General features: G+C 72.3%; 11 protein-coding genes. 7 read left to right on the top strand and 4 right to left on the bottom strand.

The genetic code is table 11. From position 1 onward, the window contains the following. Window positions 1-88: 88 nt before the first annotated feature. Window positions 89-229: an MFS transporter small subunit gene (locus ACZ5TL_RS03970; RefSeq protein WP_179272410.1), complete on the bottom strand. Its 141-nt coding sequence runs from the start codon at window positions 227-229 to the stop codon at window positions 89-91. Continuing rightward, the gene (locus tag ACZ5TL_RS03965; RefSeq protein ID WP_468587391.1) at window positions 198-1532 is read right to left on the bottom strand and encodes an OFA family MFS transporter; all 1335 of its coding nucleotides are present in this window, start codon (window positions 1530-1532) and stop codon (window positions 198-200) included. The genes ACZ5TL_RS03970 and ACZ5TL_RS03965 overlap by 32 nt, the downstream gene beginning before the upstream one ends. 235 nt (window positions 1533-1767) lie before the next feature. On the opposite strand from ACZ5TL_RS03965, the gene ACZ5TL_RS03960 reads away from it, so the two are divergent. From ACZ5TL_RS03960 to fdhD, 5 genes are read left to right on the top strand one after another with little or no spacing between them, the layout of a single operon-like run. Beyond that, window positions 1768-2739: a 2-dehydropantoate 2-reductase gene (locus tag ACZ5TL_RS03960; protein WP_468587389.1), complete on the top strand. Its 972-nt coding sequence runs from the start codon at window positions 1768-1770 to the stop codon at window positions 2737-2739. Then, a complete protein-coding gene (locus ACZ5TL_RS03955; RefSeq protein ID WP_468587387.1) occupies window positions 2736-4661 on the top strand; it encodes a molybdopterin oxidoreductase family protein in 1926 nt (641 codons plus the stop codon). The genes ACZ5TL_RS03960 and ACZ5TL_RS03955 overlap by 4 nt, the downstream gene beginning before the upstream one ends. A gap of 6 nt (window positions 4662-4667) precedes the next feature. Further along, window positions 4668-6491 carry an NADH-ubiquinone oxidoreductase-F iron-sulfur binding region domain-containing protein gene (locus ACZ5TL_RS03950; RefSeq protein WP_468587385.1) on the top strand — a complete coding sequence of 608 codons (1824 nt, stop codon included), beginning with the start codon at window positions 4668-4670 and terminating at the stop codon, window positions 6489-6491. Then, the gene (locus tag ACZ5TL_RS03945) at window positions 6488-7348 is read left to right on the top strand and encodes a 2Fe-2S iron-sulfur cluster-binding protein (protein WP_468587383.1); all 861 of its coding nucleotides are present in this window, start codon (window positions 6488-6490) and stop codon (window positions 7346-7348) included. Before ACZ5TL_RS03950 ends, ACZ5TL_RS03945 begins: the two co-directional genes overlap by 4 nt. Window positions 7349-7355: 7 nt before the next feature. Then, a complete protein-coding gene (gene fdhD / locus ACZ5TL_RS03940; protein WP_468587381.1) occupies window positions 7356-8243 on the top strand; it encodes a formate dehydrogenase accessory sulfurtransferase FdhD in 888 nt (295 codons plus the stop codon). Window positions 8244-8341: 98 nt separating this feature from the next. Here the strand turns inward: fdhD and ACZ5TL_RS03935 are convergent, their stop codons facing one another. Then, window positions 8342-8785, bottom strand: coding sequence for a MarR family winged helix-turn-helix transcriptional regulator (locus ACZ5TL_RS03935; RefSeq protein WP_468587380.1), 444 nt, complete (start codon window positions 8783-8785; stop codon window positions 8342-8344). A 103-nt stretch (window positions 8786-8888) separates the two neighbouring features. Here ACZ5TL_RS03935 and ACZ5TL_RS03930 point away from each other — a divergent pair, with 103 nt between their 5' ends. Together ACZ5TL_RS03930 and ACZ5TL_RS03925 are read left to right on the top strand one after the other, a co-directional pair. Beyond that, window positions 8889-9806, top strand: a complete 918-nt coding sequence (locus ACZ5TL_RS03930) for a quinone oxidoreductase family protein (RefSeq protein ID WP_468587378.1) — start codon at window positions 8889-8891, stop codon at window positions 9804-9806. 164 nt (window positions 9807-9970) lie between these two features. Next, window positions 9971-11206, top strand: coding sequence for a DUF4185 domain-containing protein (locus ACZ5TL_RS03925; protein ID WP_468587376.1), 1236 nt, complete (start codon window positions 9971-9973; stop codon window positions 11204-11206). Here ACZ5TL_RS03925 and ACZ5TL_RS03920 read toward each other — a convergent pair. Then, window positions 11142-12152: a bile acid:sodium symporter family protein gene (locus ACZ5TL_RS03920; RefSeq protein WP_468587993.1), complete on the bottom strand. Its 1011-nt coding sequence runs from the start codon at window positions 12150-12152 to the stop codon at window positions 11142-11144. The genes ACZ5TL_RS03925 and ACZ5TL_RS03920 overlap by 65 nt on opposite strands. Window positions 12153-12316 lie beyond the last annotated feature (164 nt).

Genomic DNA, 12316 nt, shown 5'->3' with positions numbered 1-12316 from the left:
GCCAAGGCGACAGGAAACGGGCGCCGGGGTTGTCAGCTTCGGTCAGCACCTCGGGCGCCCGGACACCTGTCGAATCCCTACCCGTCTTCTACCCGGTGAACAGCTGCGTAGCCTTTCGTACCAGTTCGTACAGTCCGTACGCGAGCGGTACGCCCACCCACACCCACGCGAGGGCGATCAGCCACCGCCGGTCGGGGCTAGGCGGGCTCTGACTGCTGTCGCTCGGCATGCGCGGCCTCTCTCGGGGCGGGGACGTGGTGGCGGGGGTCGACGGGCCGGACGAGTTCGTTGGCGACGAAGCCGACGACCAGCAGGCCGATCATGATGACGAACGACAGTCCGTACAGGGACGCGCCGTGCCGGCCCGCCTCCTCCTGGCGGTCGGCGATCCAGTTCACGATGAGCGGCCCGAGCACACCGGCCGTTGACCAGGCGGTGAGCAGCCGCCCGTGGATGGCCCCGACCTGGTACGTGCCGAAGAGGTCCTTCAGATACGCCGGAACGGTCGCGAATCCGCCGCCGTAGAAGGAGAGGATGACCAGCGCGCACAGGATGAACAGCGGCTTGGAGGAGTCGCCGAACAGGGCGATGAGCGCGTACATCAGCGCGCCGGCGCCCAGGTAGACGCGGTAGATGTTCTTGCGGCCGATCAGGTCGGACGTCGACGACCAGCCGATGCGGCCCGCCATGTTCGCCGCCGACAGCAGCGCGACGAAACCGGCGGCGGCCGTCACCGACACCGGTGTGGAGGTGTCCGCGAAGAAGTCCGTGATCATCGGCGCTGCCTTCTCCAGGATGCCGATGCCGGCGGTGACGTTCATGCAGAGCACGATCCACAGGCACCAGAACTGCGGGGTGCGGACGGCCTGGTTCGCCGAGACCTGCGGGCCGGCGGGGGCCGGCCGCACGGTTCCCCGCGCCCCTGGGGCACCGCTCGGAACCCGGACCAGGAGCACACCCAGCAGCATGAAGACGGCGTACGTCAGCCCGTGCACCAGGAAGGCGAGCGCGATGCCGGAGCTGTCGCCGCCGAACGACTCCAGCATCTGCGCCGACCACGGCGAGGCGATGAGCGCGCCGCCGCCGAAACCCATGATGGCGATGCCGGTGGCCATGCCGGGCCGGTCCGGGAACCACTTGATCAGGGTGGAGACGGGCGAGATGTAGCCGATGCCGAGGCCGATGCCGCCGACGAAGCCGTAGCCGAGGACGATCAGCCAGTACTGCTCCAGGGACGCGCCCAGCGCGGAGAGCAGGAAGCCGGAGGAGAAGCAGACCAGGGCGACGGTCATCGCCCAGCGCGGGCCCTTGCGCTCCACGAGCGTGCCGCCGAACGCGGCGGACAGGCCCAGCATGACGATGCCCAGCTGGAAGGGCAGCGCGCTCTGGGTGCCGCTGAGGCCGAGCGCGGACTCCAGGGGCGGTTTGAACACGCTCCAGGCGTAGGCCTGGCCGATGGAGAGGTGTATGGAGAGAGCTGCGGGCGGGACGAGCCAGCGGCTCCAGCCCGGGGGTGCGACTGGGGGACTCATGAACCCCGGACGGTAGGGATCCGCAACGGAGTTGAGAAGGCGGCGCGTCGACCGTATGCGGTGAGCGGTATCCAGCATGCGCCGAACGGTGGGTGCACGGACCCTTGCCGCCCCAACCTACATACTGTAGACAATATTTCGTCGACACAAGCCGTGCGCGAGCCATCCGCGCGCCGCACGGCCGCCCTTCGGCAGTCACCTCCGCGGTATCCCTCACACCGAACGGAGTGTTCCCGTGAAAGTCGCAGTTCTCGGCGCCGGTGCCATCGGCGCCTACGTCGGCGCCGCGCTCCACCGCGCGGGCGCCGACGTGCATCTCATCGCCCGTGGACCGCATCTGGCGGCCATGAGGCGGCACGGAGTCCGGGTACTCAGCCCGCGCGGCGACTTCACCGCGCACCCCCACGCGACCGGCGACCCGGCCGAGGTCGGCCCGGTCGACTACGTCTTCCTGGGCCTGAAGGCCAACGCGTACGCGGCGTGCGGGCCGCTGATCGCGCCACTGCTCCACGAGACGACGGCGGTCGTCGCGGCCCAGAACGGCATCCCCTGGTGGTACTTCCACCGGCACGGCGGCCCGTACGACGGCCACCGGATCGAGAGCGTGGACCCGGACGGCGCGGTCAGTGCGGTGCTCGCGCCCGAACGGGCCGTCGGATGCGTGGTCTACGCGGCGACCGAGCTCGAAGGCCCGGGCGTCGTCCGGCACTTGGAAGGCACGCGGTTCTCGATCGGCGAGCCCGACCGCAGCCGCTCGGCACGCTGTCTCGCCTTCGGCGAGGCCATGCGGGCGGGCGGGCTGAAGTGCCCGGTCGAACCGGAGCTGCGGGGCGACATCTGGGTCAAGCTGCTCGGCAACATCTCCTTCAACCCGATCAGCGCGCTCGCCCGCGCGACCATGCGGCAGATGTGCCTGCACGGCGGCACCCGCAGGGTCATCGAGATCATGATGACCGAGACGCTGGCGGTCGCCCAGGCCCTGGGCTGCGAGGTCGGTGTCTCCGTCGAGCGCCGGCTCGCGGGCGCCGAGCGGGTCGGCGACCACCGCACCTCCACGCTCCAGGACCTGGAGCGCGGCAAGCCGCTCGAACTCGACGTCCTGCTCGCCGCGGTCGTCGAACTCGCGGAGATCACCGGCGTGGAGGTGCCCACCCTGCGCACCGTGCACGCCCTTTCGGACCTGCTCGCGCTGAGGAGCGCCGCATGAGCACACGCGACCGCAGCCCCAAGACCTACACCCGGCTCACCCACCCCCTGGTCAGGGACGCGCGCGACGAGCCGTTCCGCCGGGCCACCTGGGAGGAGGCCCTGGACCGGGCCGCCCGTGGCATCCGGGCGGCACACGGCGCGTTCGGGATGTTCTCCTGCGCCCGCGCCACCAACGAGATGAACTACGTGGCGCAGAAGTTCGCCCGGGTCGTCATGGGCACCAACAACGTCGACTCCTGCAACCGCACCTGCCACGCCCCGAGCGTGGCGGGTCTGTCGGCGGCGTTCGGCTCCGGCGGCGGGACATCGTCGTACGAGGAGATCGAGCACACCGACGTCATCGTGATGTGGGGCTCCAACGCCCGTTTCGCGCACCCGATCTTCTTCCAGCACGCGCTGAAGGGGATCCGGAACGGCGCCCGCCTGTACGCGGTCGATCCGCGCCGGACGTCGACCGCCGAGTGGGCCGAGAGCTGGCTGGGCCTGAACGTCGGGACCGACATCCCGATGGCGCACGCGATCGGCCGCGAGATCATCCACGCGGGACTCGCCAACGAGGCGTTCGTCGAGCGGGCGACCACCGGCTTCGAGGAGTACAGGGCCCTGGTCGAGCCGTGGACGCTGTCGCTCGCCGAGAAGGTGACGGGCGTACCGGCCGCGGCGATCCGCGAGCTGGCCCATGCCTACGCCCGCGCCGAACGCGCCCAGCTGTGCTGGACCCTCGGCATCACCGAGCACCACAACGGCACCGACAACGTCCGCGCCCTGATCAACCTGTCCCTGCTCACCGGGCACGTCGGCCGCTACGGCTCGGGCCTGCAACCCCTGCGCGGCCAGAACAACGTGCAGGGCGGCGGCGACATGGGCGCGATCCCCAACCGCCTGCCCGGATTCCAGGACATCCTGGACACGAGCGTCCGGCTGAAGTTCGAGTCGGCCTGGGACACGGTGATCCAGCCGCACTACGGCCTGAACCTCACGGAGATGTTCGAGGCCATGGAGGACGGCACCCTCAGGGCCGTCTACTGCATCGGCGAGAACCCGGCCCAGTCGGAGGCCGACAGCGAGCAGGCCGTACGGCGGCTGAAGGCCCTCGACTTCCTGGTCGTCCAGGACATCTTCCTGACGAAGACGGCCGAACTCGCCGACGTCGTCCTGCCCGCCACCGCCGGCTGGGCGGAGACCGAGGGCACCACCACCAACAGCGAGCGCCGCGTCCAGCGCGTCCGCAGGGCCGTCACCCCGCCCGGCGAGGCCCGCGAGGACATCGACATCATCTGCGACCTCGCGGCCCGCCTCGGGCACGACTGGAAGTACGCCGACGCCGAAACCGTGTGGAACGAGCTCCGGTCGGTCTCCCCCGACCACCACGGCATGACGTACGGGCGCCTGGAGGAGCACCAGGGCATCCAGTGGCCCTGCCCGAGCACCGAGGGGCTCGAACCCACCTACCTGCACGGCCGGTTGTGGGAGCCCGACCCCGCGAAACGCGGCCGGCTCGCGCCCTTCGGCATCGTGCGGCACGACCCGCCCGTCGACCTCACCGACGAGCGGTACCCGATCCGGCTCACCACCGGGCGGCGGCTCGACTCCTACAACACCGGTGTGCAGAGCAGCGGTTACGCCTCCCCGCTGCGGCGCGGCGAGTACGTCGAGCTGAGCCCGGAGGACGCCGAGCGCTACGGGGTGGTGGTCGGCGAGCCGGTGCGGGTGACCTCGCGGCGCGGGTCGGTGACCGCGCCGGTGTGGGTGGACACCGCCCTGCGGCCCGGGCTCGCCTTCATGACCATGCACTTCCCGGACGAGGTGGACACCAACGCGCTGACGATCGAGGCGAACTGCCCGATCGCGGGGACGGCGGAGTTCAAGGCGTCGGCGATCCGGATCGAGAAGCTGCCCATCGCGACCATCGTGGGGTGACGTTAAGTGGACCTGCACTTCGGCGACAGCAAACCGACGGACGACGAACGGGCGGCCGTCGACGCCCTGCTCGGGCCTCCGGAGTCCTCCTGGGAGGGCGCCGACCGCTCCGACGCGGATCTGCGGTGGGCCCGGGGCGGGCGCGAGGCCCGGGAGCGCCGCGACCTGCTGTTGCCGGGGCTGCACGCGATCAACGACCGGGTCGGCTGGATCAGCGAGGGCGCCCTCGCCTACCTGTGCCGGCGGCTGACGGTGCCGCCGGCGGAGGCCTACGGGGTCGCCACCTTCTACGCCATGTTCTCCGTCAAGCCGCGTCCGGGAGCCGTGCTGCACGTGTGCACGGACCTGGCGTGCGCGGCGGCCGGGGCGCCGGAGCTGTGCACGGGGATCGAGGAACGGCTGGGCCCCGGCAGCGGGGTCGCGGTCGAGCGCAGCCCCTGCCTCGGTCTGTGCGAGCGCGCCCCGGCCGCGCTCGCGATCAAGGCCGGGGACCCGGTCCGTACGGCGGTCTCGGCGCCCGCGACCGTGCAGGACGCCGTCCTCGCCGCGAGCGCGCCGGACTCGGCACCGGAGGAGCCACCCGCCGCGCTGGCGGTGCCGCAGGCCGGGCAGGACGGCCTGATGCTGCTGCACCGCGTCGGCGTGGTCGACCCGTCCTCCCTCGACGACTACCGTGCCCACGGCGGCTACACCGCCCTGCGCCGGGCCTTCGAGCTGGGTCCCGCGGGGGTCATCCGCGAGGTCACCGACTCGGGCCTGGTCGGGCGGGGCGGCGCCGCGTTCCCCACCGGCCGCAAGTGGCAGGCCACGGCGTCCCAGCCGGACCACCCGCACTACCTCGTCTGCAACGCCGACGAGTCGGAGCCGGGCACCTTCAAGGACCGTGTGCTCATGGAGGGCGACCCGTACGCGCTGGTCGAGGCGATGACGATCGCCGGGTACGCGACGGGCGCCCAACAGGGCTACCTCTACCTGCGCGGCGAGTACCCACGCGCCCTGGGCCGTCTGGAGCACGCGCTCGCGCAGGCACGCGCGCGTGGACTGCTCGGCGACGACGTCCTGGGCCAGGGGTACGCCTTCGACATCGAGATCCGGCGCGGCGCGGGCGCCTACATCTGCGGTGAGGAGACGGCCCTGTTCAACTCCATCGAGGGCTACCGGGGCGAGCCCCGCTCGAAGCCGCCGTTCCCCGTGGAGAAGGGCCTGTTCGGCAAGCCCACGGTCGAGAACAACGTGGAGACACTGGTCAACGTCCTGCCGGTCCTGACCATGGGCGCCCCGGCCTACGCGGCGACCGGCACACGCAGGTCCACCGGGCCGAAGCTGTTCTGCGTGTCCGGGACGGTGGAGCGGCCCGGTGTCTACGAGGTGCCGTTCGGCGCGACGCTGGGCGACCTGCTCGCGCTCGCCGGGGTGCGGGACGGACTGCGGGCGGTGCTGCTCGGCGGCGCGGCCGGCGGTTTCGTACGGGCCGACGAGCTGGACATCCCGCTCACCTTCGAAGGGACCCGGGAGGCGGGCACGACGCTCGGCTCGGGGGTCGTGATGGCCTTCGACGACAGCGTGCCCCTCCCCCGGCTCCTGCTGCGCATCGCGGAGTTCTTCCGTGACGAGTCGTGCGGGCAGTGCGTGCCGTGCCGGGTCGGGACCGTCCGGCAGGAGGAGGCGCTGCACCGGATCGCGGAGCGCACCGGCGCCGCCGCCGCGGACGACATCGCCCTGCTCAGGGAGGTCGGCCGCGCGATGCGGGACGCCTCGATCTGCGGTCTGGGGCAGACCGCGTGGAACGCCGTGGAATCCGCCATCGACCGTCTGGGGGCGTACGAATGACCGTCACACCGCTGGGGATCCCGCGCCGCGTGCTGGAGTTCACGATCGACGGCGAGGCGGCCCGGGTCCCCGAGGGTTCGACGATCCTCGACGCCTGCCGGGCTGCCGGGAAGGACATCCCGACCCTGTGCGAGGGCGACACCCTGCGCCCGAAGAACGCCTGCCGGGTCTGCGTCGTCGAGGTCGAGGGGGCCCGGGCCCTCGTCCCGGCCTGTTCCCGCAAGGCCGAGCCGGGCATGGAGGTCCGCACCGGCACCGAACGGGCCCGGCACAGCCGGAAGGTCGTCCTCGAACTGCTCGCGTCCTCGGTCGATCTGTCGACGACACCCCGGGTCGCCGAGTGGCTCAAGGAGTACGAGGCGAAGCCCGACCGCTTCGGCCCGGACGCGGCCCGCCTCAACGAGGAACCGAGGGTCGACAACGACCTGTACGTGCGCGACTACGACAAGTGCATCCTCTGCTACAAGTGCGTCGACGCCTGCGGCGACCAGTGGCAGAACACCTTCGCGATCTCGGTCGCCGGGCGCGGTTTCGACGCCCGGATCGCCGTGGAGCACGACGCCCCGCTGACCGACTCGGCGTGCGTGTACTGCGGGAACTGCATCGAGGTGTGCCCCACGGGCGCGCTGTCCTTCAAGTCCGAGTTCGACATGCGCGCGGCGGGTACGTGGGACGAGTCGCGGCAGACGGAGACGACCACGGTGTGCGCGTACTGCGGAGTGGGCTGCAACCTGACGCTGCACGTGCAGGACAATGAGATCGTGAAGGTCACCTCGCCGCACGACAACCCGGTGACCCACGGCAACCTCTGCATCAAGGGCCGCTTCGGCTACCAGCACGTACAGAACCGGGGCTGATCAGGACATGGGACGAGTCACGGAACGACGCAAGGTACTCCGCATCCGGGACGGGGCGGTCTCCAGCCGTCCGGACACGCTCGTCGCCGAGGAACCCCTGGAGATCCGGCTCAACGGCAAGCCGCTGGCGATCACCATGCGCACCCCGGGCGACGACTTCGCGCTGGCGGCGGGCTTCCTGGTGAGCGAGGGGGTGCTGGGCGGGCAGCGGGACCTGCGGAACATCGTCTACTGCGCCGGGGCGACCGGTGGGGGCACCTCCCTGCTCGAGCGAAGCCGAGAGCTTGGGGGAGGCTCGAACACGTACAACGTGGTCGACGTGCAGACGGCCCCGGGTGTGGTGTTCCCCGACATCACGCTGGAACGGAACGTCTACACGAGTTCCTCCTGCGGCCTGTGCGGCAAGGCGTCGCTGGACGCGGTGCGCACGACGGCCCGCTGGCCCATCGCCGACACGCCCCCGGTCCGGGTCACGCCCGAGCTGCTGGCGAGCCTGCCCGACCGGCTGCGCGCCGCCCAGCGCCTCTTCGACCGGACCGGGGGCCTGCACGCGGCGGCCCTGTTCTCGCAGGAGGGCGAGCTGCTGGACGTCCGGGAGGACGTGGGACGGCACAACGCGGTCGACAAGCTGGTCGGCCGTGCCCTGCAGAACGGGGAGCTGCCGCTGTCGCGGGCGCTCCTGCTCGTTTCGGGCCGGGCCTCCTTCGAGCTGGCGCAGAAGGCCGTGATGGCCGGCATCCCGGTCCTCGCGGCGGTGTCGGCCCCGTCCTCGCTGGCGGTGGATCTGGCCGCCGAGACGGGCCTGACGCTGGTGGGCTTCCTGCGGGGCAGCTCCATGAACGTGTACGCGGGTGAGGACCGGATCGCTCTGCGGGCGGCGGCCGCCCAGGGCTGACCAGGTTCCTCCGCTGCACGGCGGCGGGGCCCCGACCGGCGGGGAGCGCCCCCTGCGCCGCAGGGGCCCCGTCTCGGTCCGCCCGGCGCTCGGCGCCGTCAGTCCGCCGTGCCGGATATCCGGAGCAGCATGCCCGTGAACTGCTCGCGCTCGGCCGCCGACAGCGGGGCGAGCAGCTCGTCGTTGGCGGCGCGGGCGGCCTTCTCGCAGCGCTTGAGCAGCCGGGCCCCCGGGGCGGTGAGGGACACCGCGTTCTTGCGGCGGTCCCGCGGATCCGGCTCGCGCACCACCAGGCCCGCCGACTGCAGGTCGTTGAGGATGCCGACGAGGTCCTTGGGGTCCAGCCGGACCGCGCGCCCGAGGTCGGCCTGGGCGACGGGCGCCAGGTCGCGGACGGCGGACAGCACCACGTGGTGCCACATCCGCATGTCCTGCTCGGCCAGCGCCTCGCCCACCAGGGCCCGGCCGCGGGCGGCGGCGCGGCCGAGCAGCCAGCTGGGCAGGGAGCGGATCGCGGGGAGGGGGGCAGGGGCTTCCGGCATGGCCGCAGCCTAACCAAGCCATCGTTGGTTCCTCCTATGATCCTCCTATAGCGTTGGCGATCCCAACGAATTCGTCGGGATCACCCACGACCCCGGAGGTGCGATGCGCCGCGTCCGCTACGGATCCCGAGGCGGCCCCCTGTTCGTGGAGGATGCGCCGCTCCCCGAGCCCGGCCCCGGAGAACTGCTCGTGCGTACGGAGGCGGTCGGCGTCACGCTCCCGGTCGTCCGCAAGGTCACCGAGGCGGCCGAGCCGGTCCCGCTCGGCGGCGAGATCGCCGGGGAGGTCACGTCCGTCGGCGAGGGCGTCACCCGCTTCGGCTCCGGTGACCGCGTGACGGGGCTCTGCCTCGGCCACGGCTACGCCGACTTCGCGCTGCTGCACGAGGCCATGACCTCCCCCGTGCCGGCGGACGCCGGTGGCGTCGACGCGGTCGCCCTGGTCCGCGGTGGCCTGGTCGCCCTCGGCGCCCTGGAGGCGGCCCGGCCCGAGCCGGGCGAGGCCGCCCTGGTCACAGCCGCGGCGGGCGGTGTCGGCCATCTGGCCGTACAGCTGGCCAGGACGCGCGGCGCCGGGCGGGTCGTGGGAGCCGTCTCCGCCCCGGCCAAGGCCGGCTTCGTCCGGGGGCTGGGCGCCGACCATGTAGTCACGTACGGCGACGACAGCTGGGGCACCCAGGTCGACTACGTCCTGGACGCGGTCGGAGGCGAGTTGCTCACACCGGCCCTCGCCGCGCTCGCCCCGGAGGGACGGCTGGTGGCTTACGGCTCGGGCGGCGGCACCGTCTCGGCGTGCGACCTGGTCGCGGGCGCCAAGTCGGTGACCGGGTTCCAGCTGGCCCGTGTCGCGCGCGGGAAGCCGGAGTTGTACGAACAGCGGCGTGCGGAACTGTGGCGGCTGTTCGCGGCCGGCGAGCTCGAGACCGTCGTCCACGGGGAGTTCGCCCTGGAGGACGCGGCGAAGGCGCACGCGGAGGTCGAGGGGCGGTCCAACCTGGGCAAGGTCGTCCTGATCCCCTGACGCACGCTCCTCGCGGGGGGTCTGTGAAGCCAAGTACCGTCTGCGGTCGGCACATCGGACATGGGATGTCCGAATGCCCGGATGCCGGAATGCCCGGATTGCCGACGCCCGGGTGCTGGGCTGCCCATGGACCAGGTGAGCGGCAGCAACTAACGTCACGGAGCGTGCCCGACGACTCAGGAGCATCACGAGCACGGCAGCGCACGGGAACCGGGATCGGCGTCCTGCTGGTCCTGGTTCTCGCAGCCGCGCTGCTCATCGCCCTGCCGGAGGACGAGAGTCCGGACGACGGCGCCTGCGCGGCGCGCACGGTCGGCTCGTGGCAGGCGGACGACGGCCTCACCGCCGAGTTCGGCCGCTACGGCGACGACGCGTCCCGCACCGACGACTGGACCGGCGGCGACGGCACCCACTCGGTGCGGCTGCCCGACGGCCGCGTGCTGTGGCTGTTCTCGGACACCTACCTGGGCCGGGTGCACGGCCCGCCCAACCCGGCCGGGGAACCCTACGCCTGGCGGGACACGGCCGAGCCCCTGGTGCGGAACTCGGCCGTGCTGATGCGTGACGGCCGGCTCGAGTCCACGCTGCCCGCCCCGCTGTTCGCCGACCCGGCGCCGGGCCAGTGGCGGTGGCCGGTCGCCGCCCGCGTCGAACCCCGCTCCCCCGGCTCCTCCGAGCAGGTCGTCCGGGTGCTGCTGTGGGTGCGCACGGCGGGGACGGCCCCGTGGATCTACGGCGTGCCCACCGCCACCGAGGTCGCCACGCTGTCGCTGCCCGGCCTGCGCCTGGAGTCGGTCACCAAGGTGCTCGACCAGCAACGGGTCCCCGACCCGTCCCGGCGCGTGCTGTTCGGCACGACGCTGGTGGAGGAGGACGGCTGGACGTACGTCTTCGGCGGCGACGACGGCCAGGCCGCCTCCCGCCCGGCCTCGCACGCGTACGTGGCCCGGGTGCCGGAGGGCGAACTCGCGGATCCGGCGGCCTGGCGGTACTGGAGCGGCTCCGACTGGGTGCCCGGCGCCCGTCCGCGGCCGGTGCTCGGGGACGGGCAGCGCAAGGGCGTGGGCAGCGCGTTCTCGGTCGTCCGGGACGAGGGGACGTACGTGCTGTTCACGATGGCCGCCGGCACGAAGGGGCTCACCACGGTGGCGTCCTACTGGGCGTGCGACCCGGCCGGGCCGTGGCACGGCCCGGCCAAGGAGTTCAGCCCCTCCCTGCCGCAGGGCCAGGTGGCCGCCTACAACCCGCAGGCGCATCCGGTGCTGAGCGGCGACGGACGGCTCGTCCTGAGCTACGACGTCAACTGGCTGGATACGACGAGTGCCGCCGCCGCGCTCAGCCGGAACGTGTCCCTGTACCGACCGCGGTTCGTGACGCTGCGGCTGGCGCCGCCGGGGTGAGGTCCGCCGCCGGGTCCTGGGCGCGCCGCTTGGCGATCACCGCGCACACGATCAGCTGCATCTGGTGGAAGAGCATCAGCGGCAGCACGGCGAGCGCCGCCTGCGCGCCGAACAGGACGCTCGCCATGGGCAGTCCGGCGGCCAGGGACTTCTTCGAGCCCGCGAACTGGAGGGCGATCCGGTCGGCCCGGCCGAACCGCAGCGCCTTGCCGCCGTACCAGGTCAGCAGGAGCATCACGGCGAGGATCACCGCCTCGGCGGCGAACAGCCCGCCCAGCCGCGCGGGGCTGACCTGGTTCCAGATGCCCTGGACCATGCCCGCGCTGAACGCCGTGTAGACGACGAGGAGGATCGAGCCGCGGTCCACGAGCCCGAGGACCTTCTTGTGGCGGGTGACGAAGCCTCCGATCCAGCGGCGCAGCACCTGTCCGGCGAGGAACGGCACGAGCAGTTGCAGCACGATCTTCAGCAGCGAGTCGGCGGAGAACCCGCCGCTGCTGCCGAGCAGCGAGGCCGCGAGCAGCGGGGTGGCGATGATGCCGACGAGCGAGGAGAACGAGCCCGCGCAGATCGCGGCGGGTACGTTGCCGCGGGCCATCGAGGTGAAGGCGATGGACGACTGCACGGTCGACGGGACCAGCGTGAGGAAGAGCAGCCCCTGGTAGAGCGGGTGCGTCAGGACCACCGGCACGAGCCCGCGGGCCGCGAGGCCGAGCAGCGGGAAGACGACGAAAGTACAGGCCAGGACCGTGACGTGGAGCCGCCAGTGGCGCAGGCCGTCCAGCGCCTCGCGGGTGGACAGCCGGGCCCCGTAGAGGAAGAACAGGAAGGCGATCGCCGCGGTGGAGGCACCGGACGCGACATCGGCGGCCGTGCCGCGCGCCGGGAACAGCGCGGCGAGCCCCACGATCCCGAGGAGCAGCAGGATGTAGGGGTCGATCGGCAGCCGGCTCGGCCAGTGCGGGCGTTTCACGGTGCTCCACTTGCTTGATGCGTCAGTCGGTCCCAGGGCCAGAACGGCCCCCTTCCATCCTGCTCCCCCGTGCGGCGATCGGGAATCCCGTACACCGCTCTCACTGCTATCGCCTGGCGCGATAGCCGCGGATAGCC

It is taken from the genome of Streptomyces sp. NPDC033136 (genome assembly GCF_055578235.1).
This window is presented reverse-complemented; position numbering and strand designations above follow the sequence as displayed.